This window comes from Nonomuraea ceibae (assembly GCF_019396325.1).
GTDB classification, from domain to species: Bacteria; Actinomycetota; Actinomycetes; order Streptosporangiales; family Streptosporangiaceae; genus Nonomuraea; species Nonomuraea ceibae.
In genome coordinates this window covers 1-26,704 of sequence record NZ_JAHKRO010000115.1, presented here as the reverse complement: position 1 = coordinate 26,704, position 26,704 = coordinate 1, and the positions used below count along the sequence as shown (strand labels likewise).

The 26,704-nt window shown below is 66.8% G+C and carries 29 protein-coding genes, 1 tRNA gene and 1 pseudogene; 23 read left to right on the top strand and 8 right to left on the bottom strand.

Translation table 11 applies throughout. The features are described 5' to 3' along the window. The first annotated feature begins 128 nt into the window (after positions 1 to 128). From KME80_RS41000 to KME80_RS40985, 4 genes are all read left to right on the top strand, one after another. Positions 129 to 893 (top strand): transposase family protein, encoded by a 765-nt coding sequence (locus tag KME80_RS41000; RefSeq protein WP_219515565.1) that lies wholly within the window; start codon positions 129 to 131, stop codon positions 891 to 893. 102 nt (positions 894 to 995) lie between these two features. Beyond that, positions 996 to 1,718 carry an ABC-three component system protein gene (locus KME80_RS40995; RefSeq protein WP_219515864.1) on the top strand — a complete coding sequence of 241 codons (723 nt, stop codon included), beginning with the start codon at positions 996 to 998 and terminating at the stop codon, positions 1,716 to 1,718. Next, a complete protein-coding gene (locus KME80_RS40990) occupies positions 1,715 to 1,975 on the top strand; it encodes an ABC-three component system middle component 6 (RefSeq protein WP_219515861.1) in 261 nt (86 codons plus the stop codon). Before KME80_RS40995 ends, KME80_RS40990 begins: the two co-directional genes overlap by 4 nt. Before the next feature lie 61 nt (positions 1,976 to 2,036). Next, the gene (locus tag KME80_RS40985; protein WP_308126137.1) at positions 2,037 to 3,704 is read left to right on the top strand and encodes an ABC-three component system protein; all 1,668 of its coding nucleotides are present in this window, start codon (positions 2,037 to 2,039) and stop codon (positions 3,702 to 3,704) included. Positions 3,705 to 3,821: 117 nt separating this feature from the next. Here KME80_RS40985 and KME80_RS40980 read toward each other — a convergent pair whose 3' ends face one another. Beyond that, on the bottom strand, positions 3,822 to 4,796 hold the full coding sequence (locus KME80_RS40980; RefSeq protein ID WP_219515833.1) for an SDR family NAD(P)-dependent oxidoreductase: 975 nt from the start codon (positions 4,794 to 4,796) through the stop codon (positions 3,822 to 3,824). Between the two features lie 68 nt (positions 4,797 to 4,864). Between KME80_RS40980 and KME80_RS40975 the strand changes: the two genes are divergently transcribed. Continuing rightward, a complete protein-coding gene (locus tag KME80_RS40975; RefSeq protein ID WP_219515781.1) occupies positions 4,865 to 5,479 on the top strand; it encodes a TetR family transcriptional regulator in 615 nt (204 codons plus the stop codon). Here KME80_RS40975 and phoU read toward each other — a convergent pair. Continuing rightward, on the bottom strand, positions 5,449 to 6,093 hold the full coding sequence (phoU, locus tag KME80_RS40970; protein WP_219515778.1) for a phosphate signaling complex protein PhoU: 645 nt from the start codon (positions 6,091 to 6,093) through the stop codon (positions 5,449 to 5,451). The genes KME80_RS40975 and phoU overlap by 31 nt on opposite strands. A 132-nt stretch (positions 6,094 to 6,225) precedes the next feature. Between phoU and KME80_RS40965 the strand changes: the two genes are divergently transcribed. Together KME80_RS40965 and KME80_RS40960 are read left to right on the top strand one after the other, a co-directional pair. Continuing rightward, complete coding sequence (locus KME80_RS40965; RefSeq protein ID WP_219515870.1) at positions 6,226 to 7,395, top strand: sensor histidine kinase; 1,170 nt, start codon at positions 6,226 to 6,228, stop codon at positions 7,393 to 7,395. Beyond that, positions 7,392 to 8,084: a winged helix-turn-helix domain-containing protein gene (locus tag KME80_RS40960; protein ID WP_219515764.1), complete on the top strand. Its 693-nt coding sequence runs from the start codon at positions 7,392 to 7,394 to the stop codon at positions 8,082 to 8,084. The genes KME80_RS40965 and KME80_RS40960 overlap by 4 nt, the downstream gene beginning before the upstream one ends. A gap of 80 nt (positions 8,085 to 8,164) precedes the next feature. Here the strand turns inward: KME80_RS40960 and KME80_RS40955 are convergent, their stop codons facing one another. Next, positions 8,165 to 8,743, bottom strand: coding sequence for a copper chaperone PCu(A)C domain-containing protein (locus KME80_RS40955; protein ID WP_308126136.1), 579 nt, complete (start codon positions 8,741 to 8,743; stop codon positions 8,165 to 8,167). Between the two features lie 241 nt (positions 8,744 to 8,984). Here KME80_RS40955 and KME80_RS40950 point away from each other — a divergent pair, with 241 nt between their 5' ends. The 4 genes from KME80_RS40950 (at position 8,985) to KME80_RS40935 (ending at position 10,781) form a co-directional block, all read left to right on the top strand. Next, positions 8,985 to 9,467, top strand: coding sequence for a CarD family transcriptional regulator (locus KME80_RS40950; RefSeq protein ID WP_043624891.1), 483 nt, complete (start codon positions 8,985 to 8,987; stop codon positions 9,465 to 9,467). Positions 9,468 to 9,484: 17 nt separating this feature from the next. Further along, positions 9,485 to 9,946 carry a 2-C-methyl-D-erythritol 2,4-cyclodiphosphate synthase gene (ispF, locus tag KME80_RS40945; RefSeq protein WP_219515735.1) on the top strand — a complete coding sequence of 154 codons (462 nt, stop codon included), beginning with the start codon at positions 9,485 to 9,487 and terminating at the stop codon, positions 9,944 to 9,946. A 160-nt stretch (positions 9,947 to 10,106) separates the two neighbouring features. Beyond that, positions 10,107 to 10,403: a GlsB/YeaQ/YmgE family stress response membrane protein gene (locus KME80_RS40940; protein WP_219515708.1), complete on the top strand. Its 297-nt coding sequence runs from the start codon at positions 10,107 to 10,109 to the stop codon at positions 10,401 to 10,403. A gap of 96 nt (positions 10,404 to 10,499) precedes the next feature. After that, on the top strand, positions 10,500 to 10,781 hold the full coding sequence (locus KME80_RS40935; RefSeq protein WP_219515705.1) for a GlsB/YeaQ/YmgE family stress response membrane protein: 282 nt from the start codon (positions 10,500 to 10,502) through the stop codon (positions 10,779 to 10,781). 55 nt (positions 10,782 to 10,836) lie between these two features. On the opposite strand, the gene KME80_RS40930 is transcribed toward KME80_RS40935, so the two are convergent. Beyond that, entirely contained in the window at positions 10,837 to 11,883 is a 1,047-nt protein-coding gene (locus KME80_RS40930; RefSeq protein WP_219515691.1) for a DUF2637 domain-containing protein, read from the bottom strand. 54 nt (positions 11,884 to 11,937) lie between these two features. Between KME80_RS40930 and KME80_RS40925 the strand changes: the two genes are divergently transcribed. The 4 genes from KME80_RS40925 (at position 11,938) to KME80_RS40910 (ending at position 14,818) form a co-directional block, all read left to right on the top strand. Then, a complete protein-coding gene (locus KME80_RS40925; protein WP_219515679.1) occupies positions 11,938 to 12,324 on the top strand; it encodes a PPOX class F420-dependent oxidoreductase in 387 nt (128 codons plus the stop codon). Positions 12,325 to 12,345: 21 nt separating this feature from the next. Next, positions 12,346 to 13,743 (top strand): cysteine--tRNA ligase, encoded by a 1,398-nt coding sequence (cysS, locus tag KME80_RS40920; RefSeq protein ID WP_219515676.1) that lies wholly within the window; start codon positions 12,346 to 12,348, stop codon positions 13,741 to 13,743. 18 nt (positions 13,744 to 13,761) lie between these two features. Continuing rightward, entirely contained in the window at positions 13,762 to 14,724 is a 963-nt protein-coding gene (gene rlmB, locus KME80_RS40915; RefSeq protein WP_219515659.1) for a 23S rRNA (guanosine(2251)-2'-O)-methyltransferase RlmB, read from the top strand. A 21-nt stretch (positions 14,725 to 14,745) separates the two neighbouring features. Next, positions 14,746 to 14,818, top strand: a tRNA-Thr gene (locus tag KME80_RS40910). A gap of 87 nt (positions 14,819 to 14,905) precedes the next feature. Here KME80_RS40910 and KME80_RS53000 read toward each other — a convergent pair. Continuing rightward, positions 14,906 to 16,036 carry a tyrosine-type recombinase/integrase gene (locus KME80_RS53000; RefSeq protein WP_219515646.1) on the bottom strand — a complete coding sequence of 377 codons (1,131 nt, stop codon included), beginning with the start codon at positions 16,034 to 16,036 and terminating at the stop codon, positions 14,906 to 14,908. A gap of 724 nt (positions 16,037 to 16,760) precedes the next feature. Here KME80_RS53000 and KME80_RS40900 point away from each other — a divergent pair. Further along, positions 16,761 to 17,117, top strand: coding sequence for an effector-associated constant component EACC1 (locus KME80_RS40900; protein WP_219515633.1), 357 nt, complete (start codon positions 16,761 to 16,763; stop codon positions 17,115 to 17,117). Between the two features lie 36 nt (positions 17,118 to 17,153). Continuing rightward, positions 17,154 to 18,455 carry a caspase family protein gene (locus tag KME80_RS40895; RefSeq protein WP_219515631.1) on the top strand — a complete coding sequence of 434 codons (1,302 nt, stop codon included), beginning with the start codon at positions 17,154 to 17,156 and terminating at the stop codon, positions 18,453 to 18,455. A gap of 701 nt (positions 18,456 to 19,156) precedes the next feature. Here the strand turns inward: KME80_RS40895 and KME80_RS40890 are convergent. Further along, positions 19,157 to 19,939 carry a hypothetical protein gene (locus KME80_RS40890; RefSeq protein WP_219515614.1) on the bottom strand — a complete coding sequence of 261 codons (783 nt, stop codon included), beginning with the start codon at positions 19,937 to 19,939 and terminating at the stop codon, positions 19,157 to 19,159. Between the two features lie 64 nt (positions 19,940 to 20,003). Between KME80_RS40890 and KME80_RS40885 the strand changes: the two genes are divergently transcribed. Then, complete coding sequence (locus tag KME80_RS40885; protein ID WP_219515600.1) at positions 20,004 to 21,206, top strand: barstar family protein; 1,203 nt, start codon at positions 20,004 to 20,006, stop codon at positions 21,204 to 21,206. A gap of 31 nt (positions 21,207 to 21,237) precedes the next feature. On the opposite strand, the pseudogene KME80_RS40880 reads toward KME80_RS40885, so the two are convergent. Then, positions 21,238 to 22,420: pseudogene (locus KME80_RS40880) on the bottom strand (IS3 family transposase). Positions 22,421 to 22,826: 406 nt separating this feature from the next. On the opposite strand from KME80_RS40880, the gene KME80_RS40875 reads away from it, so the two are divergent. Beyond that, entirely contained in the window at positions 22,827 to 23,270 is a 444-nt protein-coding gene (locus KME80_RS40875; protein WP_219515589.1) for a hypothetical protein, read from the top strand. Further along, entirely contained in the window at positions 23,270 to 23,425 is a 156-nt protein-coding gene (locus KME80_RS40870) for a hypothetical protein (RefSeq protein WP_219515576.1), read from the top strand. The genes KME80_RS40875 and KME80_RS40870 overlap by 1 nt, the downstream gene beginning before the upstream one ends. Positions 23,426 to 23,545: 120 nt before the next feature. Here KME80_RS40870 and KME80_RS40865 read toward each other — a convergent pair whose 3' ends face one another. Further along, complete coding sequence (locus KME80_RS40865; RefSeq protein WP_219515574.1) at positions 23,546 to 24,166, bottom strand: hypothetical protein; 621 nt, start codon at positions 24,164 to 24,166, stop codon at positions 23,546 to 23,548. 463 nt (positions 24,167 to 24,629) lie between these two features. Between KME80_RS40865 and KME80_RS40860 the strand changes: the two genes are divergently transcribed. The 3 genes from KME80_RS40860 to KME80_RS40850 all read left to right on the top strand — a co-directional run bounded on the left by KME80_RS40860 (position 24,630) and on the right by KME80_RS40850 (position 26,694). Continuing rightward, the gene (locus tag KME80_RS40860) at positions 24,630 to 25,208 is read left to right on the top strand and encodes a hypothetical protein (RefSeq protein ID WP_219515571.1); all 579 of its coding nucleotides are present in this window, start codon (positions 24,630 to 24,632) and stop codon (positions 25,206 to 25,208) included. A gap of 98 nt (positions 25,209 to 25,306) precedes the next feature. Further along, positions 25,307 to 25,675 carry a hypothetical protein gene (locus KME80_RS40855; protein WP_219515568.1) on the top strand — a complete coding sequence of 123 codons (369 nt, stop codon included), beginning with the start codon at positions 25,307 to 25,309 and terminating at the stop codon, positions 25,673 to 25,675. Between the two features lie 254 nt (positions 25,676 to 25,929). Further along, positions 25,930 to 26,694, top strand: coding sequence for a transposase family protein (locus KME80_RS40850; RefSeq protein WP_219515565.1), 765 nt, complete (start codon positions 25,930 to 25,932; stop codon positions 26,692 to 26,694). Positions 26,695 to 26,704 lie beyond the last annotated feature (10 nt).

The window sequence follows — 26,704 nt, the reverse complement described above, 5'->3', positions numbered from 1 at the left end:
TGAGCCATTTCCATCCTGAAGCGCCAGGTCACAAGCATGTTGCAGGCTCTCGATCTTGACCTACAAGCAGAGAAGCCCCTGGTAGATGCGTTGTCGACCAAGAGCAACAGCATCCCCAGGAGCTTCGTGTGCTGTTCTATCGTGCTGCGCTGCCGTTGTCACGCCGGACGTTGACGTTCCTGTCCGGCCTCATCCGTCGTCATCGTAGGAAGATCGGCTCCCGCTGGCGCAGGCTCAACCCCGGCCAGCAGGCCATGCTCGCACTTGTCCACCTGCGCAAGGGTGAGCCGCTCACCGAACTGGCGGAAGGCTTCGGCGTGGGCGCCACCACGGCATGGCGCTACATTCGTGAGGCCATCGGACTGCTGGCCAGCCGTGCGCCTCGTCTCGACCAGGCGTTACGCGCGGCTCAACGCGCTGGATACGCCTTTGTGGTGCTTGACGGCACCCTGATCCCGATCGACCGAGTGGCTGCCGACCGGCCGTATTACTCCGGTAAGCATAAGAAGCACGGCATGAACATCCAGGTCCTGGCCAGCCCCGATGGTACGCCGTTGTGGACCTCCGGCTCCCTCCCGGGCTCGGTGCATGATCTGAAGGCGGCCCGGATCTGGGGCATCGTTCGTCGGCTGGAAAGTGCCAGCCTGATCGCCCTGGCGGATAAGGGCTACATCGGCGCTGGTGAACCCGTGCGGGTGCCGTACCGGGGCAAGGACAAGCCGACCTCGCAGAAGAGCGCGAACTCTGCGCATGCCAAGCTTCGGGCACCAGGAGAGCGCGCGAATGCGCAGCTGAAAACCTGGCGCGTCCTTCGCAAGCTACGGTGTTGCCCTCTTCTCGCAGGTCAGCTCGTCAAAGCCATCCTCGTTCTTCAACTCCGTGAAGCAGGATGAAAAGCGGTCAATGTCCGGACCGCGGGACGAAGGGGTGACCAGGGAGCGGATGGACTGCTGCTCTCCGACCGCAAGCTTTATGCCTGCTACGCACCACAGACGGTGACACCAGCGAAGATCGCGGACAAGTTCGAAAGCGATCTCATCAAAGCGCTGGAGCAGCGCAAGAACGAGTTTCACACCTTCGTCTTCGTCCACAGCGACCGGCGGGGCATCCATCCCGAGGTGGCGTCCTTGCTGGCAGGGGCGCGCACGAACTATCCGGAGCTCACCTTCGAGAACTTCGGCAGAACCCACTTCTACACCCGGCTCTGCCGGATGGAGAGGTGGCAGGTGGAAGACTTCCTGGGCCCTTTCCCCGCTGCTCCGGTGGCCGTCAGCGTCGTTCTCGACGAGCTCATCCCGTTGCTGGACCATCTGGCGGTCTTTCGCCGTCCGTTCGAAGACCTGCCCGCGATTCCCAGGCCCCCTCTGACCAAGATGGACTACAACGGATTTTCCTGGGACGTCAGGCACCGTCTCTGTCTTGCGCTGCCGTACGTGAAACACGTGGAGGAGTACTACCGAGGACGCCTGGATCCGAACGAGCGCGACGAGGTGGCGGCGGGGTTCCGGGCGCACTACGAGATGATCGCCCGGACGAGTGCTGACGCGGACGAAATTCTCTGGCAGCTCGAACGTCACATCCTCGGCAACGCCTCGCAACGGTCGCCCATGGAGCTCAACGCGCTCGTCGTCCTGATGTACTTCTTCGAGGAGTGTGAGATCTTCAAGGTGCCGCCCGCGGGGTGGGCTCCTGAGACAGGGGTGGAGGTGCTCGCGTGATCGTGCCGACCAAGGGCGTCGCTCCCCAGCGTGCGTTGCTGGCTGTCGGCGCGCAGATCGTGATCGCCACTGAGCGGCAGCCGGTGACCATCAATCAGGCATGGCGCCGCCTCCTGGCGTGGCGGGAGGCCAACGACCATCGCGCCCCACTGACGTTCTGGTGGTTCGCGCTGTCGCTTGATCTGCTTTTCGCGATGGGGCTCGTCGAGCTGGAGCGGGATGTCCTGATCTTCCGGGCGCGCAGCGATGCTCCGTAGCCTGAGATCGAACGACTCGAGATTCAAGGCCGTCGAATTCCGCTCCGGCCTCAACATTGTCGTGGCCGAGCGCACCGATGCCTCCACCGACACGGACAGCCGTAATGGCTCCGGCAAGTCGAGCATGATAGAGCTGCTGCATTTCGTCCTGGGCGCACAGAACGCGAACAAGGCGCTGTGGACCAGTCCGAGCCTGCGTGATCACGTGTTCACGCTGGAGCTGGACTGGCCGGGCAGGTCGGAGCCGCTGGTGGTCACGCGCGCCGTCTGCAGGCCGAACAAGATAGTGGTCGACCCGGACGTCACCGGAGGGACGCCGAGGGGTCTTTTCGATCGGCCCGCAGAGATATCGCTCAAGGACTGGCAGTGGGTGATCGAGCGGGATCTCTACGGGGCCACATCCCAGAACCTCGACATCAGCGGTAGAACGCTCCTGTCCTTCGCCATCAGAAGAGTCGACGTCGGCGGCTTCCTGGAGCCCACGAAAACCTTCGGCCAGCAGTCGCCGCATGATTCCATGCTCAATTTGTGCCACCTGTTCGGGCTGGACGTGGGCCTGGCGGCGAGATACCGGCTGCTCTCCAATCAGGAAGCCACCAGAAAGAAGCTGGTCGAGGCGGCCAAGGATCCGGTGTGGGGAAAGATCGTCGGTCGTTCCGCAGAGCTCCGCGGTGAGATCGGAGCCGTCGAGCAGCGTCTCGCCGAGCTCGAAAGGCAGATCGCCGATTTTCAGGTGGTCCCGGAGTACGAGAACATCCGCCGGGAAGCCGATGAGGTCGATCAGCAGATCAGGGACCTCCGGGCAGAGGAGGCCATCGAACGCCGCAATCTTCAGGACATGGAGCGGGCGATGGCCGACGTCGTGGAGCCCGATGACCGCTACCTCGAGACCGCCTACCGCCAGCTCGGAGTCATCCTCGGCCAGGAGGTGCGACGCCGGTTCGACGATGTCCGCGTGTTTCACGAGACCGTGGTGAGAAATCGCGAGAAGCACCTGAGCGAGGAGGCCTCCCGCCTCCGCGAGCGTCTGTCGGAGCGCAACCTGGCCCGGCAGCGCCTCGGTGAGAGGCAGGCGGCCCTGTTGCGCACTCTCAACTCGGGCGGGGCGCTCGACGCGCTCACCTCGCTTCAGTACGCCCTCGCACGCGAGCAGGCACATCTCGAATCGCTCAGGCACAGGTTCCAGGCGGCGCAGGCCCTGGAGGCCAGCCGGCGCGAGATCGACGCCAAGCGACTGGAGCTGGAACAGGAGATGGTCACTGACCTCGAAGACCGGGACGCGGCGACCCGGGAGGCCAATGCGCTGTTCAACCAGTATGCGAGGCGTCTGTACGGCGACGGCAAGAATCCGTACCTGACGTTCAGCCCCACGAAGCAGCGCATGCGTATCGAGCCCCGTATCGAGGATGACGGCAGCCGTGGCATCCACAACATGGTCATCTTTTGCTTCGACCTGACCGCTTCGGTGATAGCTCACAGGGCCGGGCGTGGTCCTGACTTCCTGGTTCACGACAGTCATCTGTACGACGGCGTGGATGAGAGGCAGATCGTCCGGGCGTTGCAGCTCGCCGCGGAGGTGACCGCGGCCGAAGGAATGCAGTACGTCGTCACGATCAACTCCGACGATCTGCGGAAGGCCGGCTCGGCGGGCCTTGACGCGGCCCCGTACGTCATCGAGCCCCACCTGACCGACCAGGTCACCGGTGGCCTTTTCGGCTTCCGCTTCTGAACGTGGCGCCGTTCAGGATGGGCCGAGCCGTACGGTGAACGGCCGGGGAGCGCGAGGGGCCGGTAGGCCCCTCGCAGGAAAAGGACCGCCGGCGGTGCGGGCACCGCCGTAGGGCGGTCAGCGCCGGTCGAGCAGCGCGTTGATCATCCCCTGCAACTGCTCCCGCCCCGAAACCCCCAGCGCCCCGCCGAGCGCCTCGGCGAGCCGGTCGTACGGGTCCTCCATGGGCACCGCCCCCAGCTCCTCGGCCAGCTCGGCGACGGTCCACGGCCCGTCCCTGTGCACCGCCGGCCCCGCCGTCCACCCCTGGTTCACGGTCACCGTGCCGCCTCTGACGGACAGCACCTGCCCGGTCCGGGGGCACGCGGCGGAGGCCAGGTAGGCGGCGATGGGGGCGACCGCGGCGGGGTGCAGCGGGTCGAAGCCCTCGGCGGGCGGCTCGCCGCCCATCCCGGGCACCTCCAGCGTGAGCCTGGTACGGGCCATGGACGGCGAGACGCAGTTGACCCTCACGCCGTACCTGCCGAGTTCGAGGGCGGCGACGGTGGTGAGGGCGGCCACGCCGGCGTTCGCGGAGGCGTAGGAGGCCTGGGTGGGCAGCGGGTTGAGCAGCCCGGAGCCGGACGAGGTGTTGATCACGGCGCGGTCGGCGCGGTCGCCGGCCTCGTACCGTTCGCGCCAGTGGCGGGCCGCCCAGCGGGTGACGGCGAACGTGCCCTTGAGCTTCACCGCCACGACGTCGTCGAACTCGGCCTCGCCCAGGTCGGCCAGGCCGAGGTTGCGCTCGACGGCGGCGTTGTTGACGACGACGTGCAGGTCGCCGAAGGCGTCGACGGCGGTGGCGACCATGCGGCGGGCGCCTTCCCAGTCGGCGACGCTGTCGGTGTTGGCGACGGCCTGGCCGCCGCGCGCGACGATCTCCTCGACCACCTTGGCGGCGACGCCGGTGTCGCCGCCGCTGCCGTCGATCTCGACGCCGGGGTCGTTGACGACGACCTTGGCGCCTTCCGCGGCGAAGAACAGCGCCTCCTCGCAGCCGATGCCGCGGCCCGCTCCGGTGATGAGGGCAACGCGCCCGTCAAGACTGCCCATGGGGTCCTGCCTCTCTCAAGTGACTGCATCCAATGTATTACTACATCAGATGTACTAAACTTGCGGGCATGACGGGATTGCGGGAACTCAAGAAGCAGCGCACACGGCAGGCGCTGGTCGAGGCGGCCGTCCGGCTCTTCGAGGAGCGGGGCTTCGAGCAGGTCACCGTCGCGGAGATCGCCGAGGCGGCCGAGGTGTCGACGCGGACGTTCTTCCTGCACTTCCAGGCCAAGGAGGACGTGCTGTTCGCCAACGCGGACGTGCGGGTGGACCTGGGGCTGCGCGTGGTCGCCGAGCGCGGGGAAGGCGAAAGGCCCGCCGACGTGGTCGCGCGGGCCATGGAGGAGATGATCGGCAACGCCTGGGACGCCGACCTGACGAGCGGGCTGGCGCAGCTACGGGTCCGGCTGGCGGCCACCGCCCCGGCGTTGCAGGCCCGGCTGCTGCACCGCTACGTCACCGCGCAGCACGAGCTGACCCAGGCCCTGCGGCAGGCGTACCCAGACGAACTCGACCCGATCGGGGCGGCCGCGCTCGTGGGCGCGGCGGTGGGGGCGGTGAGCGCGGCGACGCTCGCCGCGCTGGAGCGCGGCGACGCGCCCGCCGAGGTGCGGGCGGCGATGCGCCGCGCCACGGAGCTGATCGCCGGGGCTCAGCCGGGGCGGGAGCCCGTCACCAGGTAGACGACGTCACGGGCGACGCGCACCGCGTGGTCGGCGTAGCGCTCGTAGTAGCGGCCGATGAGCGTGATGTCGATGGCGGGCTCGACGCCGTGGGCCCAGTCCTTGCCCAGGATGTTCTTGAACAGCCGCCGGTGCAGCCGGTCCATCGCGTCGTCGTCCTGCTCCAGCTCCAGGGCCGATTCGACGTCGCGGGAGGCGACGCAGCTGCCGGCCTTGGTGACCAGGTTCTCGGCGATCTGGCCCATCTCCACGATCGTGGAGCGGATCTCCGCGGGGATGGCCGAGTCGGGGTGGCGCAGCCGGGCCACCTTGGCGACGTGCACCGCGAGGTCGCCCATCCGCTCCAGGTCGGTGCCCATGCGCAGCGCCGTGACGACCATCCGCAGGTCGACCGCGACCGGCTGCTGCCTGGCCATCAGGTCGAAGATGGACGCCTCGATGTCCGCGAAGATCGCGTTCACCTCCTCGTCGCGGGAGATCACGCTCTCCGCGAGCTGGAGGTCGGAGTCGAGCAGGGCGGTCGTGGCCCGGGAAATCGCCGAGCGGACAAGCCTGGTCATCTCGACCAGCTTGTCGGTCAGGGAATCAAGTTCTTCATGGTACGCGTCGCGCATGTCGTCACCGTATGTGGGCGTCGATGAACGAACTCCTACGCCGAGATGAACTTTCCGGGAAAGCCGGGTTCATCCGCAGGTGAGAGGGGTGTGCTCGGCGTGGCGCCGCCTACCATCGAAGACATGAGTGAGATGGCCATGAGCTTCGCGGCCCTGGCCGGCTTCGTCGTGGGGGCTCTCGCGGTGCTGTTCTACCGCAATCAGATCGAGGCGCCCAGCCGGGCCGGTGCGGCCACCGACAACGACCCCGGTGCGCTGCCGCAGGGCGTCGCCTCCGTGCTGGCCGTGCTGCCCTCGTCCGCCGTGGTGCTCGACGGCCAGGACCGGGTGCTGCGCGCCAGCTCGGCCGCTCGCGCGTTCGGGCTGGTCAAGGGCGACCGGCTGATGGCGGCCGAGCTGCTCGCGCTGGCGCGCCAGGTGCGCCGCGACGGCGAGATCCGGGAGACCGAGATCGACGTCGCCGGGCACAAGTTCGGGCAGGAGACCACCAGCTTCGCGGTGCGCGTCGCCCCGCTCGGCTCCTACGGGCAGGTGCTCGTCCTCGCCGAGGACCAGACCGAGTCCCGCCGGGTCGAGGCCGTGCGGCGCGACTTCGTGGCCAACGTCAGCCACGAGCTGAAGACCCCCGTGGGCGCGCTGAGCCTGCTCGCCGAGACGATCCAGGACGCCGCCGACGACCCCCAGGCCGTCACCCGCTTCGCCGGCCGCATGCAGCACGAGGCCGCCAGGCTCACCTACCTGGTGCAGGACCTCATCACGCTGAGCAGGATCCAGGGCGCCGAGGCCATCCCCACGCCCGGCCAGGTCTCCATCGACGAGGCCGTCCAGGACGCCATCGACTACTGCAACACCAGGGCCGGGGCCAAGGACATCACGCTCGTCTCCGGCGGCACCGAGGGGCTGCGCATCTGGGGCGACGACGAGCTGCTGGTCACCGCGTTGCGCAACCTCATCGACAACGCGATCGTCTACAGCCCCGAGCACACCCGCGTGGTCATCAGCGCGCGGCCCGCCGGCGACAGCGTCGAGATCAGCGTCAGCGACCAGGGGATCGGCATCTCCGAGGAACTGCAGGAACGCATCTTCGAGCGCTTCTTCCGCGTCGACGCCGCCCGCTCCCGGGCGACCGGCGGCACCGGCCTGGGCCTGGCCATCGTCAAACACATAGCCGCCGCGCACGCCGGCGAGGTCTCCGTCTGGAGCAAGGAAGGCTCCGGCTCGACCTTCACGCTGCGCCTGCCCGCCTTCGGCGGGACGGCGCTGCCCGCACCACCCTCGATTCCCCTGGAGACGGTCAGATGACCAGAGTTTTGGTCGTGGAGGACGAGGAGTCCTTCTCCGACGCCCTGTCCTACATGCTGCGCAAGGAGGGGTTCGAGGTCTCTGTCGCGGCGACCGGGCCCGAGGCGCTCGAGACCTTCGACCGCAGCGGCGCCGACCTGGTGCTGCTCGACCTCATGCTGCCCGGCCTGCCCGGCACCGAGGTGTGCCGCTCGCTGCGGCAGCGCTCGAAGGTCCCGGTCATCATGCTGACGGCCAAGGACAGCGAGATCGACAAGGTCGTGGGCCTGGAGCTGGGCGCCGACGACTACGTGACGAAGCCGTTCTCCTCGCGTGAGCTCGTCGCCCGCATCCGGGCGGTGCTGCGCCGACAGGGCGACGTCGTGGAGGAGCTGGAGACCGCGGTGCTGGCCGTCGGCCCGGTCCGGATGGACGTCGACCGCCACGTCGTGGCCGTGCGCGGCGAGCAGGTGCAGCTTCCGCTCAAGGAGTTCGAGCTGCTGGAGGTGCTGCTGCGCAACGCCGGCCGGGTGCTCACCCGCGGCCAGCTCATCGACCGCGTCTGGGGCGCCGACTACGTGGGCGACACCAAGACCCTCGACGTGCACGTCAAGCGCCTGCGCGCGAAGATCGAGGCCGACCCGTCCAACCCGCGCTGCATCCTGACCGTGCGCGGCCTCGGCTACAAGTTCGACGCGGTCGAGGAATAGCCGCATACAACACGAAAACCTCTGTTTCCGGTACGGGAGCCCGTACGGGAAACAGAGGTTTTGCCGTGTCTTGAGGCGTCTTAGTGCGCCTCTTCCGCGGGCGCCGACGGGGTGGGAGTGGGCGTCGGCGGAGGGACGGCGCCGGGGACGGCCGGGTACTGGGCGAACTCGCGGCTGCGCGTGACCACAGGGACGTTCATGGAGACGACGCCGGCGTTGGCGAACTGGAGGTCCAGGCGGATGCTCTCGCCGCCCCTGAGGGCCCTGGAGAGGCCTTCCAGCATGATCTGGGGGCTCGGCTTGCCCGTGTCGACGAGCTGGTTGCTCGGGAGTTGCACGGGGGCGGCGAGCTTGGCCGTGGCGGCGTTGCCCGCGCTGACGGCCTGGAGGCTGTCGGGAGTGCCCGAGGAGTTGAGGATGTGCAGGTAGACCGGGGCGGAACCACGCCAGGGAATCTGGCCGCCGGAGTCGGGGCCGAGAATGAACGCCTGAGGGATGTGGACGGTCTGCTTTCCGTAGCTGCCCTGCTCGATGAGGGCCGCTCCCTCGACGGGCGCGTAGGGCTTGTTGGTGTTGGCGTCGAATCCAACCGAACAGCCGGCGAGTACGGGGGCAGCCAGGAACGCGGCGGCGGCGACAATCCAGCGACGGCTGGTCACGGGCGGGTTCTCCTTGGGTCTCGCGCGTGCGGGATGGGCAGCGCCTACCATATCGATCCGATTCCATGGTCATATCCGCACCCCCGCAGGTCATTAGCCATGTCCGGATATGCGATTCATACGCTTGACCGCTTGTCAACCCCCAATATGCGGCTTTGACCTGCAGTTATGATGATTTCACTGTTCCGGGAGCCTGTGGATGCGTGGTACCCTGGAGTACAGCGGAAGGGGTACTTGTCACATGACTTTCCAGGTCGGCGACACTGTCGTCTACCCCCACCATGGGGCTGCTCGGATCGAAGCAATCACGAAGCGATCCATCAAGGGTGAGGAAAAGACCTACCTGGTGCTCAAGGTCGACAAGGGCGACCTTACCGTCCAGGTGCCAGCCGAAAACGCAGAACTCGTCGGTGTGCGCGATGTTGTCGGTCAGGAAGGCCTTGAGCGGGTTTTCGACGTCCTGCGGATGCCGCACACGGAAGAGCCGACCAACTGGTCTCGCCGTTACAAGGCCAATCTTGAGAAGCTCGCTTCCGGCGATGTGAACAAGGTCGCCGAAGTCGTTCGCGACCTGTGGCGGAGGGACCGCGAGCGCGGCCTGTCCGCGGGGGAGAAGCGCATGCTCGCGAAGGCTCGCCAGATCCTGGTCAGTGAGCTCGCGCTCGCGGAGAAGACCAACGAGGACAAGGCGGAAGCCCTGCTCGACGAGGTTCTCAACTCCTGAACACGAACATTCCACGGGTGGGCGTCGGTGTCGACGTCCACCCGTTCGCATCCGGCCGGGAGCTCCATCTCGCCGGCCTCCACTGGCCGGGCGAGACGGGGCTGTCCGGCCATTCCGACGGCGACGCCGCCGCCCACGCGGCCTGCGACGCCCTGCTGTCGGCGGCCGGGCTCGGCGACCTCGGCGGACTGTTCGGCACCGCCGACCCGCGCTGGGCCGGCGCGTCCGGCGCCGCCCTCCTGGAGGAGACCGCGCGCCAGGTGCGCGCCGCCGGGTTCGAGATCGGCAACGTGGCCGTCCAGGTGATCGGTAACCGCCCCAAACTCGCCCCCCGGCGCCAGGAGGCCGAGAAGGCCCTCAGCGCCGCTCTGGGGGCCCCTGTGAGCCTCAGCGCGACCACCACGGACGGGCTCGGCCTCACCGGGCGCGGCGAAGGCGTCGCGGCCGTCGCGACGGCGCTCGTCGTCGACCGTTCCTGAGACAACCGTTCCTGAGACTCGCGCGTCCTCTCTGCCGGGGTGTCCATGGGCGACGGCGGCCCGTCACTGGCGCGGTACGGGCCGCCGTCTTTCAGGGGTAACTTCACTTTTGCCGGGTAGGCCCCTTTGAGACATGTGAACGTCTCGGGGGGAGTCACACATGATCGGCGCGATTGTTTCCGCTGTAGTCATCGGGGCCATCGTCGGAGCACTGGCCCGGCTGCTGGTGCCCGGCAGGCAGAACATGTCCATCGGTCTGACGCTGATCGTCGGCATCGTGGCGGCCCTGCTCGGCACCCTGATCGCCCAGATGTTCGGCTGGGCCGACACCAGAGGCATCGACTGGATCGAACACCTGCTCCAGCTCGCGCTGGCGGTGATAGGCGTGGCCATCGTGGCCCGCATGACGACCAGCGGCAGGCGCGGCGGCCCCGGAACAGGCCGCACAACCGCCTGACCTGCCGATTCTTTACCATCGCGCATATTCGTCGCGTCACGGGTAGCCACCACCCCGTGAGGATGAACGGCTCACCCTCACGGGGAGGTTTGTGACATGACAATCCAATCCATCCTTGGCGCCATCGTGATCGGCGCCGTGATCGGCGCGATCGGTCGTCTCCTGCTTCCCGGCAGGCAGGCCATCGGGTGGATCCTCACCATCGTCGTCGGCATCGTCGCAGCCCTCGTCGGCACGCTGATCGCTCAGGTGCTCGGCGTCGAGACGACCTCCGGCATCGACTGGATCGAGCTCGTGATGCAGGTCGTGCTCGCCATCGTGGGTGTCGGCCTGGTCGCCGGGCTACGCCGCGGCAGCGGCAGCGGACGAAGCATCTGACGCCGCCACGGTTTCTCGCGGGCCCGTCCGGTCATGCCGGGCGGGCCCGTTCCGTTCACTCCTCGGGCGGGAGCGGGGTGCTGCGCAGGCGGCCCGACGGGGCCTGGGCCTGGACTTCGGTGACCACGGGGTGCGGGGCGGTGTCCTCCAGCGCGTCGCGCTCGTCTCGCTCGTCGTCCTTCGACTGAGGGTCGGCGGCCTCGGGGCCGTGCGCGGGATCGGGCACGTCGGCGACCACCGGGACGGGCTGCGTGTCGGCGTCCTTGCCGGTGGCCTTGGGGTGGACCAGCACGTCGGTCGGCTTGACCCGGTCGCCCCAGCGCACCGGACGGCGCGGCTCCTCCTCCTGCGGCTGCAGGATCTCCGGAGGAGCGGCTTCCACGGGTCGCCGGACCTCGGGCTCCTGGGCTTCGGGTTCCTCGGCCTTGGGTTCCTCGGCCTTGGGCTCCTGAGCCTGCCAGTGGGTCACCCGCTCCGAGATGGGCGGGGTCTCCGGGGCGGGGGTGGGGCCGACGACCGGCGTGGGCTCCAGCCGGCCCCGCGGCTCCTCGGCCGCCGGCGCGGCAGCCTGCCGGGGAGCGGCCGGGGCGGTCTCAGGCGTGATCTCGGGGGCGTTCTCCGGGGCCCGGTGGAAGGGCACGATGTCGTCCTCGTCCGGCCGCTCGTCGGCGCCGGACGTCCGGCGATCCTGTACGTGCTTGATCAGCAGCAGCCACAGCCACAGCGCGACGGCCAGCATCACCCACGGCGCGATCGCCACGCCGACGGCCGTCGGCGCTACCTGGAACTCCACCCGCAGCGCCACCGCGGCGTCCGCTGCCGCCGCGGCCACGAGGAGCAGCACCAGCACCACCGCCGCCTGCACGCGGACCAGCGTCCGCGCCGAACGCAGCAGCAGCACGCCGATCAGCGCGACCACCAGGAGTGCCGCGAACCCGGCCGGGTAAAGGTAGGCCAGATCCGGCCTGGCCTCGCCGCGCACGGCGAGAGCCCTGAGGTCGTCGAACGAGAGCGCGCAGGCGGCCCCGGTGAGGGCGGCGACGGCGAGCCCGGCCAGGGCGATGCCCAGCCGGCGGAGCGTAGAGGGGGGAGTCACGTCCATGGCGGTCTCGAGCCTACAGAAGAATGACAGCCCGGACCGATCTGGAGGAGCGACATGACCGAGCTCACCGAGGAAGCGCGCAAGCTGCTCGACGCGCCCAACTTCGCCACGGTGACCAGCGTCAACCCCGACGGCTCACCGCAGTCGACCGTGGTGTGGGTGCGTCTGGACGGCGACGACGTGCTGTTCTCGACCGTCAAGGGGCGCCGCAAGCCGCGCAACTTCGACCGCGACCCGCGCACCAGCCTGCTGGTGATCGACCCCGACGACCCGTACCGATACGTGGAGGTCCGGGGGCGCGTGACCATGGAGGACGACCCGGAGGGCGCGCTCATTCAGGAGCTGTCGCAGAAGTACACGGGCGGGCCGTTCCATGACAAGCCGGGCGCCCAGCGGGTGATCGTGCGTATCAAGCCGGAGAAGGTCACGCTACGGGGGTGAAGAGGCGTTAGCCTTGCCTTCGTGAGCTTGCACCTTTACGACACCGCCACACGCGCCATCCGCGAATTCGTACCGGTCGAAGCCGGCCGGGCGTCGATTTACCTGTGTGGTGCCACCGTGCAAGCTCCGCCGCATATCGGACATATCCGGTCTGGCGTGAACTTTGACGTGCTGCGCCGGTGGATGACACGTTCCGGTTATGACGTGACTTTCTGCCGCAACGTCACCGACATCGACGACAAGATCATTCGGGTGGCGGCCGCGGAAGGCGTGCCCTGGTTCGTCATCGCCGAGCGCAACCAGCGGGCCTTCACCTGGGCCTACGACACGCTCGGCTGCCTGCCGCCCACCGTCGAGCCGCGCGCCACCGGGCACGTGCCCGAGATGATCGTGCTGATGGAGCGCCTCATCGAGCGCGGCCACGCCTACGCCTCCGGCGGCGACGTCTACTTCAACGTCCGCTCCTACGAGGAGGACTACGGCAAGCTCTCCAACCAGCGGCTGGAGAACATGCGCCCCGCCGCCGACACCGAGGACGAATCGTGCAAGGGCGACCTGCGCGACTTCGCCCTGTGGAAGGGCGAGAAGCCGGGCGAGCCGACCTGGCCCACCCCCTGGGGCCCCGGCCGCCCCGGCTGGCACCTCGAATGCTCCGCGATGGCCACCAAATACCTGGGGCCGACGTTCGACATCCACGGCGGCGGCATCGACCTGATCTTCCCGCACCACGAGAACGAGATCGCCCAGTCCCAGGCGGCCGGCGACGGCTTCGCCCGCTACTGGATGCACAACGGCATGCTCAAGATCGGCGCCGAGAAGATGAGCAAGTCGCTGGGCAACTCGCTGCTCATCCCGGACATGGTGCAGAAGGTGCGCCCCGTCGAGCTGCGCTACTACCTGGCCGCGCCGCACTACCGCTCCTCCATCGAATACTCCGAGGAGGCGCTGCGCGAGGCCGCCGCCGCCTACCAGCGGATCGAGGGCTTCGTCACCCGCGCGGCCGAGGTCATCCACGACGTCGACGCCGACGCGCCGCTCCCGCAGGCGTTCGCCGACGCGCTCGACGACGACCTCGGCACCCCGCAGGCGCTCGCCGTCGTGCACGAGGTGGTCCGCGAGGGCAACGTCGCGCTGGCCAAGGGCGACAAGGAGGCCGTCGCCCGCCTGCTCGCCGAAACCCAGAACATGCTCGACGTCCTCGGTCTCGACCCCCGTTCGCCGCAGTGGCGCTCGGCCGGCTCCGACCTCAAGCCGGTGGTCGACGTCCTGGTCGCAGTGGCCCTGGAGCAGCGCAAGGCTGCCCGCGCCCGCAAGGATTACCCGGCGGCCGACGCCATCCGCGACCAGCTCGCCGCGGCCGGCATCACCGTCGAGGACACCCCCCACGGTCCGCGCTGGGAGCTCAGCCACCAGGCGTGACCCGTTACCCTTGGACGCATGGCAGCTGGTGGCAGGGCGTCGGGCAGGCCCGCGAAGAAGAAGGGCCCCTCGAAGGGCACCGGTGGGCAGGTACGGCGCGGTCTGGAGGGACGCGGCGCGACCCCGCCCGCCGAAATGCGCCACTGGTACAAGGACAAGGCCAGGGCCGAGCGCATCGCCCGCGAGGACCGCGGCGGCGGCGGACGCCGCCCGGCCCCGCGCGCCAAGCGCTCCGACGACGCCCCCGAGCACATCGGCGGGCGCAACCCCGTCCTTGAGGCGCTGCAGGCGGGCGTGCCCGCCAACGCCCTCTACGTGGCCCAGCGCATCGACAACGACGACCGCGTACGCGACTCCATCAAGATCGCGGCCGAGCGCGGCATCGCCCTCCTCGAAGTCACCCGCGACAAGCTCGACAGGCTGACCGAAGGCGCCGTCCACCAGGGCGTGGCGCTCCAGATCCCCGCCTACGACTACGCCCACCCGTCGGAGCTCGTCGAGCTGGCCCACGACGCCGCGGAGACGCCCCTCATCGTGGCCCTCGACGGCGTCACCGACCCGCGCAACCTGGGCGCCATCGCCCGCTCCGCGACGGCCTTCGGCGCCCACGGCCTGCTCGTCCCCTCACGCCGCTCGGCCGGCGTCACCGGCGGCGCCTGGAAGACCTCCGCCGGCACCCTCGCCAATCTCCGCGTCGCCCGCGCCTCCAACCTGACGGCCGCCCTGCGCGAATACCGCGAGGCCGGCCTCTTCGTCATCGGCCTCGACGGCGAGGGCCGCGTCGACATCGGCGACGTCGACCTGCTCGGCGAGCCACTGGTCGTCGTCGTCGGCTCCGAAGGCAAGGGCCTGTCCCGGCTCGTACGCGAACAGTGCGACGTGGTGGCCCGCATCCCGATGGCAGCCGCGGCGGAGTCGCTCAACGCGGGAGTGGCCGCGGGAGTGACGTTGTACGAGGTCGCTCGTCACCGACGTGGTTGAGCGTCTACACTGGTAGGCCGTGCCGACGTAGCTCAATCGGCAGAGCATCTGTCTTGTAAACAGAAGGTCAGGGGTTCGATTCCCCTCGTCGGCTCTGCATGAAGAAGCCCCTGAACTGGTGATTCCGGTTCAGGGGCTTCTCGTTTGTCAGGGCAATGTCGCGATCTTGCTAACACCCTTGCTAACAGGAGGCCACCGCCTGGGCGAAGATGTCGGCGGCGGTGGCGGCCTGCTCGTGGATGACGTGGGCGTACACGCGCAGGGTGATGGCGGGGTCGGCGTGGCCGAGGCGGGCAGCGACGACGTGCACGGGGGTGCCGGCCATCAGGAGTGTGGTGGCGTGGATGTGGCGGAGGTCGTGCAGGCGGGCGTGGGGGAGTGGCGTCCTTGGGTTCTGCTTGTTGTGGGTGGCGATGAGCTTGGGCATCAGGGAACTGGGCGTGTCGGGGAAGATTGGATCTCCCCAGCCGGTCGTGAAGACGTAAGCGTGGCCGCCTTTCCAGGACTCCCCGAGCTTGAGGCGTTCTTCGTCCTGTTGGGCGCGGTGGGCCTTGAGGACCTTGACCGTGCCCGCGTCGAGGGAGACGACTCGGGAACGGCCGCTCTTCGTGGTGCCTTCAATGCGCTGGCGGTCGAGGACGGCGGCGGTCCCTGTGATGTGGATTTGGGGCTTGTCGAGGTCCACGTCTGTCCAGCGGAGGTTGAGCAGTTCGCCTCTGCGGGCGCCCGTGTAGGCGGCGAGGTGGAAGAAGGCGAAGAGGCGATGGTCTCGCGCGGTCTGAAGGAACGCCCGGAGCTGGGCGGGCGTCCACACCATGCCGGGTTCTGTGGATGAGACCCGGGGGAGCTTGGCCCGTTCCGCTGGGTTGTTCGGCAGGAGCTCGTCCACGAGTACGGCGTCCGTGAGTGCTTTTCGCAGCACCGTGTGGACGTGCTTGACGGTGTTGGGAGCGAGAGAACTATTCTTCCTGCCGCCGCTGGTCAGGAGGTCTCGGTAGAACTTGGTGATCGCCGAAGGGCGTAGTGCCTGGAGGCGTACGGTGCCGATGCGTGGGGTTATGTAGAGGCGGATCATGTCGCGATAGCCCTTAAGGGTGTGCGGCTTGATCTCGACGGCGTGGCCCTCGATCCACTCGGCGAGGTATTCGGCGACGGTAATGGTGTTCCGGTCGATGTATTCGCCGCGCCGGGCTTTTACACGGGCTTCGTCGCGGGCGGCTTTGGCGTCGTCCTCTGTGGTGAAGCCGCCTACCCATTTAGGCTTGCTCTCTCCCGTTTCAGGGTCACGGACTCTGATCACGACGTCGAGCACGGTTGCTTCCGATTCAGACTTCCTCACCGTGGCTCAGCGTGAGGCCGCCGAGTCCATTCGAGCGTGCACGCTGGTGAGTGGTACAGCTTTATTCAGGGCGTTGGTGAGTTGCTGTACGTAAAGCACCAGACCTACCTGAGCATCTGCCGCTGCCAGGCACGCCAGTCCTCTTGTGCCTGGACTCGTGCCGCCATTCGGCGTGGGGCGATCTCGACGTACAGCAGTATCCGCGGACAGTCGGCGATCGGGTACTACTGCTCGAATAGCCAACCGTAGACGTTGGAGGCGGCAGGCATCGGACTCGGTCGGGTCAGCACATCGGCTGCACACATGGCGCCGGCAACATCGATATGAACGCCCATCCTGGTGGTATCGTGCGCTGCTGGTACGGCAGCGCCGTACAGCGACGCCATCTACGCGATCACGCCCCGCGTAGCTATAGCGCCGAAAGAAATGCCTTCATCTCCAGCATGAGCATCGAACCGTAGGGGCGCCAGCAGCAGACGGGACACCCCGTACCAGGGCAGAAATCGCACCTCATACTGGTGCCCGAGGCCACATCGGCACTCTCAAGGCAGTTCCAGGGCATTTGTCCTGTTTGCTTGCACTCCTCGTGTAGGACAGATGCCGGCGCATAACACATCGGTACCGGTTCCGAAGATGTTGTTATGCGCCGAGTCGAACTGAGGTCTTCTCGGGAAGAACCCATGCTTGGAGGCCAAAGATGGAGACTCGGCTCACAGTGGTCGGCGACGGAGACAAGTCTGAACATCTGGAGTCCCTGCGCGACTGGCTTGGACTGGAGCCGGAGCTCGGGGGTCAGGTGCGTAAGTCGGCACCGCCTCCCAGGGATGGCGAGCTCGGTGGACTCACGGACGCTGTGGTCATCGCACTCGGCTCCGGAACGTTGTCAGCCCTAGCGATGTCGTTGAAGACCTGGCTTTCTCAGCCGCGCAGGTCGGACATCACCATCCGGGTCGAGGCTGGAGATCGGAGCATCGAGATCGATGCCAAACGGGTGGCCGAGAGCCGGATCGAGGCTCTGCTGGAGCAGGCGCTGCGCGACGAGTCGTCGGGCTGAACGGTGCGGCTTCCCGACCGTGAGCATTCTCGTGCCGTGCTGATAGGGACGAGCCACTACACCGACGGCAGGCTCACCCAGTTGCCAGCGGTCCGCCAGAACCTCGGCGACCTTGCCGCGGTGTTCACCGACCCGGCTCATGGGATCGTCTCGCGAGAACACTGCCTCACACTCGCGGACGAGAGTGATGTCCGCAGGCTCGGTGGCCGGATCAGGGCGGCGGCCAGTGAGGCGGAGGACCTCTTCCTCGTCTACTACGCGGGCCACGGGTTGGTGGGAAGCCGGCGACATGAGCTCTACTTGGCCCTACCCGACAGCGAATGGGAAGCTCCGGAGTTCACGGCGATGGAGTACGACAAGCTTCGCGGCGCGGTTCTCGACAGCCCTGCGCGCAACAAGGTCGTGATCCTCGACTGCTGTTTCTCGGGCCGGGCGGTAGGTGATCTCATGGCCGACCCGGACACCGCTGTGCTGGGTCAGCTCGATGTCAACGGCTCATACGTCCTGACCTCGGCGCAGGGAAACCAAGTCGCACTCAAGTTGCCTGGCGAGGAGCACACCGCCTTCAGCGGCCGCCTGATCAGGCTGCTTCGCGAGGGCGCGTCCGACGGCCCTGAGCTGCTGACGCTCGACTTCCTCTACCAGCGACTTCGTCACACCATGCAGGCCGAAAAACTCTCGGTGCCCAGCCGCCGCGCCCTGCAATCTGCCGGGCTTATCGCGCTGGCCCCAAACCGGGCAGCAGGGCGGCCGATCGATCCGATACGTTCGCCGGAGCCATTTAGGACGACCGGGCTGAGATGGGACGTCGACCGATCCTCCCGCGGTAACGACGAAGGCGCGTACGTGACCTTCGAAGCACGCCACAGAAGCTACTGGGTTCTGACCTTCCTCACCTCGCTCCTGGGTCTGCTCGCGGTCCTTCTCGCCTTCACGGCAGAGCTGCCGACATTCGCCAAGATCGCCTTCGGCGTCGGGGCGGCCGTCTGTCTGGCGCTGACTTTCGGATATGTCCAGATGGCACGAGCGCCCGTCCGTCTGGAGATCGGAACGCGGGGCGTCCAGCTCTTCGCGCGCAGCGGGACGACCTGGATTCCCTGGTCAGTGATCGGTGCGATCGACATCGAACAGGTAAACGGAAGCCCTCATGTCGTGGTCTGGCTGGAGGAGGCCGATATCTTTCCCGACTCCGATATTTTCGGTGGCGGAGCCCAGTTCATGCCCAAGCATGGCGCCATCGCGCTCTGTTCCATCAGCATCTTGCGGGCACGCCGACATGAGATAGCGAAGGCCCTGCGAGGTTATGGCGGGCAACATGTCAAGAGAAGGAATATGTGATCCATCCCGGGGCGCGATCTCGCTGGGGCTAGTTGGCTGGTTCTGTCTGAGTCTCCTATGGCTCGATTCCCCTCGAGCTTGGCGGCCCTACGCTCCGGGTTGACTTGCCACCGGATGACGCGGTGACCCCTACCAGCAGGTACCGCGGGATGGTTCAGCTCGAAGCTGCCGTCCCGATCGCGCGGCACACTGAGCTCCACAAGGCCCCACATCGGTGAGCACGGTCTTGCCTTCTTTGGAGTTGAGCTGACAGTTCGATCTAAACCACGACCAGTGAGAGCCAGCTGGACCGATGTTCCCCAGGCTCGACGTGGTGGTAAGGCCAGATCCCTTATAAGGATTCAGGCATGGCAAAATCGCCTTGCCAACGGCACGGTTACGCTCGCGAAAGCGGGTGGCGATAACGCAAGTGATAGTGTGCGCGCCTCACTCAAGCCCTGAATCTAGTTGTTCGGCCCAAGTTTCGTCTTCTCCCGGCTTAGATACTCAAGGCATACACAGATAGTCGCCCAGTGCATCACCGAAGGAGATTTCCGCAGCTCGAGTAGTCGGGCAGGCGCTGACGGGCTCGCTCGGGTGGCGTTTCCCCTCGCGTCTCCTTCATTAGGCCGTCGAGGAAAGCGTGTGCATCTGCTGTTGGTGTGCCGCACGCGCCGCGGCCCGAAAGGTCTCGTTGAGCTGCTCGCGATTTCGCCCGCGGGTCACGCGTTCATGACAGTTGGGGCACAGCGCAAGCATCGTGTCCGGTGATCCCGGCCGCCCTGAGCATGTTCATCGATGTGGTGGACCTGCAGTAGGGGTTCTCCTTTGTCAGTGACGTCGTGGGTATAACCCGAATCGGGGCAGGAAGGGTTCTCGCATCGTGAGCCTGCACGGATGAGGACCGCCTGACGTGCCGGGGCCAGCCGGACCCGGTGCTCCCCTTGCGTCTCGACCCGGCGATGACTGCGCCCAGAGCGCTCTGCCTCCTTGGCCTGCCGACACAGGTGTAGATATTGAGCCGGCGCTTGAGCCGCCATGTCTCGGAGCACTTTCAGAACCACTTGAGAGCGTTCCGCGGCCGACACTGCCCGGGACGGGTGCTTGAGCAATGCGGGGCGATGCCGGTCGGTGTTCCACCGGGCGAGGTAGCGGGAGTAGGCCAGTTGTGCGCACTCGAAGGTGGAGCGGCCCAGGATGTCGAGGATGCCGAGGTGATCCATCGTCACGACACCGTCTTCGAGGCAGTCGCTCCAAACGTGGTATTCAAGCTCGCAGTAGAGCACGCTGTAGACGTGGCTGCGACCGAAGGATACGACTCGACGGCCAGCAAGCAGGTCCTGGAGGTCCTGGCGGAGCTTGCAGAAGGTAGGTGCGACCGCCACCGCGCTCCGTTCAGCCCGTCGTATGAGGCCTTCGTGCCGGCGCGGATGCTCCGGGGCCAGAGTCAGCCCGACCAGACGTGGCCTCACCGTCACAGTCCGCCATGCCTGGTAGATCGCCATCAACGCCAATCGGTGCAAATGAGAGGGCCAGCGGTTAGGGTTTGCCGCGATGACAACTCCTGCTATGCCGGGCGCGCGGTGGCTGCTGCTGGACGAGTACACCGGCGAGGTGGGTGAACCGGACGTCACGCTGGGCGTGTGCCACGACATCGACGGGCTCTTCTCAGACGCCGAGCCCATCCCCCTACCAGAGACCTTCACCCTGCTCGGCTGTGAGCCGACGGGGCCGCTGCTGGAGGCGCTGGGGCATCTGGGGACCGAGCGGGCGTGGCTGCCCAGCATCGCCCTGTTTCCCATCCACCGCCAGCGGCCTGACAGGTGTCTATGGGACGAGCGCGGGTGTACCTGCGTGGAAGAGCTCATCGACGTCACCGTGATCGGCCGACGCCCGTCGGCGACACGGGATGGCCTTGTCGATCTCGACCTGCGCGGGTACGTACGGCTGCTTCCGAAGGCGGGGCTGCTGGAGAACAAGCCGGACGTGACGGAATTTCGGCTGGCCGCGCTTGATGACGTGAAGCTCGGCTGGTGTCTGGACGTTGCTGGAGTCTTCCGCAAGCGACCGGCCGCGCCGATCCGGCCGGTGACCCTGATCGGCTTCCTTCCCGAAGCGCCGCCGCTGCTGAGGAGCATCGAGGGAAGCAAGATCACGGCCTCCGTCATGGCCCTTCAATACGACGGGCGGATCGCCGGCAGGGGCGGGCTGCTGTCGGCCACCGTCATCGCCGCCCGCCCGTCGAAGTTGGGCAATGGGCTGCTGGACATCACCTTCGACGGTGGGATCGAGAAGCCGACACCTAGTGGCGCTCGCGAGATCTTCCGCATGTGGTACGACGGCGGTCCGGCCCAGCCCAACCTGTGGACACGCTACGACCGGCTGCTGCAGCGCGAATGGCTTGGTCTGGCAGTCGGTCGTCACCTTCTTCAGGGCGGACTGCCGGACAAGCCAGCCGGGACGACCTATCACCTCGACGGTCGTTTCGTCACTGACATCGACGCCTTCTATTGCGCCATCGGAGAAGCGATCAACGGTCCCGGCGGCTATTTCGGCTGGGACCTCAACGCTCTCGACGACTGCCTCGCCGGCGGATGGGGTGCCACCAGCCCGTTCCGGCTGATCTGGCACCACTCTGATGTGGCCCGCCGCCACCTCGTCGCCGGCTACGACCGGCCGGACCACCGCCTGCGCGACTGGGGGCCGAACATCGAACTGGACGACCTTCTGGAGATCTTCTCCGAGCACGGGGTCGAGGTCGAGTTCCGCTGACTGAACCCGTCCGGGTTTGATGAACAGCTGCCTACTGGGTTTCTGCTGTCGTGACGGGGTTGTGGTTGTGACGGTAGTAGATGGTTTCGAACTCCGCTGGCGGCTGGTGGCCGCAGGCGGTCTGCAGCCTTCGGTGGTTGTACCAGTCGAGGTATTCGAGCGTTGCCAGTTCCACGGCGTCGAGTCTGGTCCAGGGGCCGTGGCGACGGATCAGCCCGGCCTTGAAGATGCCGTTGAAGGACTCGGCGAGTGCGTTGTCGTAGGAATCGCCGCGGCTTCCCACCGAGCTGAGGGCGCCGGCCTGGGCCAGGCGCTCGGTGTAGCGGATGGACAGGTATTGAACGCCGCGGTCGGAGTGATGCACCAGTTGCGACAGGTCGGCATCTCCGGTCGGGTCGTGGCGGCGGCGGCGCCAGATGGCCATTTCCAGGGCGTCCAAGGCCAGGTCGGTGCGCAGGTGGGTGGCCAGTTGCCAGCCGACGACCATGCGGGAGTACACGTCGATGACGAACGCCGCGTACACCCAGCCGTTCCAGGTGCGGATGTAGGTCAGATCCGCTACCCATAACCGGCTCGGCGCCGGTGCGTGGAAGTCACGGCCGACCAGGTCCTCCGGCCGCTGCGCATGTTGGTTGGAGAGGGTGGTGCAGGTGGTTTTGCCGCGCACCAGCCCGTGGATGCCCAGCTGGCGCATCAGCCAGCGCACGGTGCAGCGCGCCACTCGTGGCCGTTTTTGCGCAGTTGGTGATACATCTTGCCGACGCCGTAGCAGCGGTAGTTGTCCTCGAACACGCGCGTGATCTCGGCTTTGAGCTGCTGGTCGCGGATGGCGCGGGCCGAGGGGCGCCTGGGGCGTGCGGCGTAGTAGGTCGGGGGCGGGTGTTGCAGCACCCGGCAGATCGGCTCGACCCCGAACCGGTCGCGATGGGCGTCGATGAAGGCGTTCATCTGGGCGTGCGTGGGTCGAGTTGGCTGGCGAAGAAAGCCGATGCCGCATTGAGGATCTCGTTGGCCCGGCGCAGCTCGCGTACCTCGCGCTCCAGCTCGGCGATCCGCTGCGCATCCTCCGTCGTCGTGCCTGGCCGTTGCCCGGCGGCGACTTCAGCTTGGCGTACCCAGCTGCGCAGCGATTCGGACCCGACACCGAGTTGACGCGCCACCCGAGTGATCACTCCGTGGGGCTCACCGGACTGCTGGATCGCTTCCTGCACCATCCGGACCGCACGCTGCTTCAGCTCTGGCGGGTATCGACGCTGGGAGGGATGCGAATAGATCGACCGGCCATGGGCTCCATCCTTTCCAACCGCAGGAGCCTCCATCAATGCCGGACGGGTTCAAGGGCCGTAGGGGACGACAGCTGTGCGGGTGATCTCTTCTGCCTGCCGCCATCCGGCTACTTGCGCCAGCAGGTCCGGGACGTAGGAAACGAAGTAGGGCCTCACATGACGGGCCATCACCTGGGCGCGGTGCATCGCGAGCAAGGCAGCAAAGGCGGACTCAAGCCGAGGCAGCGCAGCACGCGCCTGAGCCATCCGCACCATCGACGGCGCCTACGCGCTGTCCGGTTCCGTGCGAGACCGCAGCTGTCAGTTCGACGACACGCGCACGGTGGCGGGGATCGTGACCGTGGGGATGAACTCGGGCGGCACGTGGTTCTCGGGGGCCGCCGCCCCGTGGCTCAGTGAGTGGGACCGGATGGTGTTCGCCGCCTGCCAGCCGTCGTATCACATGTGGCAGGAGCGCAACGGGCGGTGGGCGTTGCGCGCGGTCCTGTCGGTGCCGGTGCCGGGGCATCCGTCCCGGCTGGCGGCCTCCGCGGTGGTCGAGCGGTCCAACCTCGCGCTGACCGCCTCAGCCACCCCGCCCCCGGCGCCAGAGGCGGCGGCCGGGCTGGGAGGGATCGACGTGGCCGCGATGGTGCCGACGGTGGTCGAGGAGATGGAACGCCGCGCGGAGCGCCAGGCCGAGGTCGCGAAGCTGGCCGAACGGCTGGTGCTGGCGCGGGCACAGATCGCCGCCAGCCTGGCGGACAAGACGGAGACCATGAAGGGGGAGGCCGCGTAATGGGTTGCGGATGCAGCAAGGCTCGCCAGCAGTTCGAGGTCGTCAGCGCTGACGGCAAGGTCGTCTACAACTCGACGAGCAAGCCCACGGCCGAGGCCGTCGCCAAGCGCTACGACGGTGCGACCGTGCGGCCGAAGGAACCGGCCAAGGCGTGAGCCGCTGAGACTCTGCCGCTGAGAAGGGACTCGCGGCCTGATCCGGCGGCGGACAGTGACAGGCTCTCGGACCCCTCCGGACCGGGGCCTGTCCCATGGCTTCACCCCGTGGGTGCCGGGCTACTTCGGCGCGAATGTCTTGTAGCCGGCGACAGCGGCCTTGATCGCGTTGGTGGCGCTGCTGGGCTCGAACATGCTGTAGACGGTGATCGGCATGTCGTTGCGGTTGCTGTACGGGTATTCCCCGCCCTTGTCGCGGTCCCAGACGCGCAGGCTCTGGATGTCGTCGCACTGTCTGAGGAGGCGATCGCAGCCGCCCGCGACGACTTTCCAGTTGTGGAACTTGGCGCCGCAGGCGGGCCGTTCGGTGAAGATCCAGTCGATCACGTAGTTACGGGGCCACCTTTCCGCTTTCCGCAGTGCTACGAAATCCGGGTCGAATTCGAAGAGCTGGTACTCCGAATGGCTGGTGTTGAGGGTGACGTTCTTGCCGAGGATGCCGACCTCCTGCTTGAACGACACGCCCAGGCTGGGGACGGTGATGTACAGGTCCGAGTAGTCGGCGGCGGCCTGCCAGTCCGTGATGGTTCCGGCGTCGTCGATGCTGCGCCGGCGGGTCAGGTGGAACGTTGCGACGTTGCGGGCCGTTGTGACGGCCGGGTTCTGGAGGCGGTATCGGGCGGCGTGAACCGAGTAGGGGTTGATGCCGTACTGGTCGGGGCTGATGACTGATGTGATCATTGAGGCCGCTTCCGTGGTGTTCCGGCGAGGCCCTGAACGTACGGCCTGGTATGGGTGCTGTCGAGGCTTCCTGGAGGGCTGGTTTCGTGCCGGGTGCTGTGGTGGGGGCAGACGCCTCAACCCGCCACAAATCCGAAACTGGTTCGCAACTGATCGTGCGCGTGATTTCTCCTGTGACTAGCGGGACGATACCCATCTGCACACGAACATCCAGAAAGTCCCCCATGCGCGCCATCGAACCACATCGCGTAGTCGAACAGGCTGATCTGTGGTCCGAGCGGTTCGGACTCGGTCACCGCGCTCACCGGTGGAGGGTGGACTCGATTCTCTCGATCATGTTCGCCATGATGCCAGCACGGCCTTGGGGGCGGCAAGAAAGGCTCGGCTGCCTCGTATCCCGATGTATCGGTCCGCGGCGCATCCCTGGCGGGGGTCGGTGATGTTGAGGGCGTTAAGGTGGCGCATGTTCAACAAGCCTCCTGGATGGCTGTATCTCACTGCGTTCTCCGCCGTGGCCGGCGTCATTCTGTACTGGGCGAGCGTCCCCCACTGGTACGTCCTCGAGATGTTCCTGGTGGGCCTCTTCTTCGGGCTCCCGCTGTGGGTGATCTGGATGATCCGGTTCAGCATGGCGATGAGCAACGGTACGGCACAGCCTCGATTAATGCGCTGGCTGGTACCCGTGTTCATCGTCGCGGGTGTCGCGGTTGCCTTGGTGACGGATGCCTCGTTATGGCTCCGGTTCACGATCTCGAAGCCGAGCTTGGAAGCGTACGCCCGAACGGTGACGGCCGAAACGTCACGCGATTCCACTTGCCAGTGGGTGGGGCTGTATCAGATATGCGACGCCTTTCCCTACCTCAGGCTGGAGGATTCAAAATACGTCCTCGGCAGTGCCTGCCTCATCGGCGAGGAGTGGGCCATCGACAGCAACACCAGCTTCGTCCTCCTGCCCGTGGGGGAGCCTGAGGAGACGGCCGACGATTCCTACCGGCATCTCATGGGGAACTGGTACGGCTGGCATGGGTGGGATCACTGGTGAGCCGCCTGAAGCGCCGGCCAGTGACGGCGGAATCGGCACCCTCCACGTAGCCTCCCGGAGGGCGGTGCCTATGGGTTGTCCATGAGCATGGTCCCGACATGGAGATCCGTGAGCTGGCGGAACTGGTCTGGCTTTTCGAGGATGAGCCGCAGGGCGCGTACGAGGACGTCCAGTGGCCAGTCGGCCTCCCTCCCTTTCAACTCACCCGAGGTGCGATATCGGTGCTCTTCTCCATCGGTCCCACGGCGGGTGAGGCGTATATCAGAATCACGTACGTCAGCCGGCTGCGGCCTCTCGGGCGGCTGTCGGTTGAGCGCCTGCGGTCCGGCTACGAAGGGCTGGAGCTGTGGTTCCGGGAGGATCGCAAGGAGCCGGTCGTGCTGCAGACCAAGCCTGCGATCCGGCTGGGACCTCTCGCGGCGAGTGGTAGCCGGGAGCACTGCTGGACGATCGTGCTGACCGTTTGACGGCGGGCAGGGGCGTGGTCACCTGTGCGAGCGTGCTGTGACGTACGCCATTGCAGTTGGATACAAGAGGATTTCAAGAATGCTCGTGTTGCATGAGCTTCATGAGAAAGTTCGTTGCTGTCGCACTGAGCCATTTCCATCCTGAAGCGCCAGGTCACAAGCATGTTGCAAGCTCTCGATCTTGACCTACAAGCAGAGAAGCCCCTGGTAGATGCGTTGTCGACCAAGAGCAACAGCATCCCCAGGAGCTTCGTGTGCTGTTCTATCGTGCTGCGCTGCCGTTGTCACGCCGGACGTTGACGTTCCTGTCCGGCCTCATCCGTCGTCATCGTAGGAAGATCGGCTCCCGCTGGCGCAGGCTCAACCCCGGCCAGCAGGCCATGCTCGCACTTGTCCACCTGCGCAAGGGTGAGCCGCTCACCGAACTGGCGGAAGGCTTCGGCGTGGGCGCCACCACGGCATGGCGCTACATTCGTGAGGCCATCGGACTGCTGGCCAGCCGTGCGCCTCGTCTCGACCAGGCGTTACGCGCGGCTCAACGCGCTGGATACGCCTTTGTGGTGCTTGACGGCACCCTGATCCCGATCGACCGAGTGGCTGCCGACCGGCCGTATTACTCCGGTAAGCATAAGAAGCACGGCATGAACATCCAGGTCCTGGCCAGCCCCGATGGTACGCCGTTGTGGACCTCCGGCTCCCTCCCGGGCTCGGTGCATGATCTGAAGGCGGCCCGGATCTGGGGCATCGTTCGTCGGCTGGAAAGTGCCAGCCTGATCGCCCTGGCGGATAAGGGCTACATCGGCGCTGGTGAACCCGTGCGGGTGCCGTACCGGGGCAAGGACAAGCCGACCTCGCAGAAGAGCGCGAACTCTGCGCATGCCAAGCTTCGGGCACCAGGAGAGCGCGCGAATGCGCAGCTGAAAACCTGGCGCGTCCTTCGCAAGCTACGGTGTTGCCCTCTTCTCGCAGGTCAGCTCGTCAAAGCCATCCTCGTTCTTCAACTCCGTGAAGCAGGATGAAAAGCGTTCA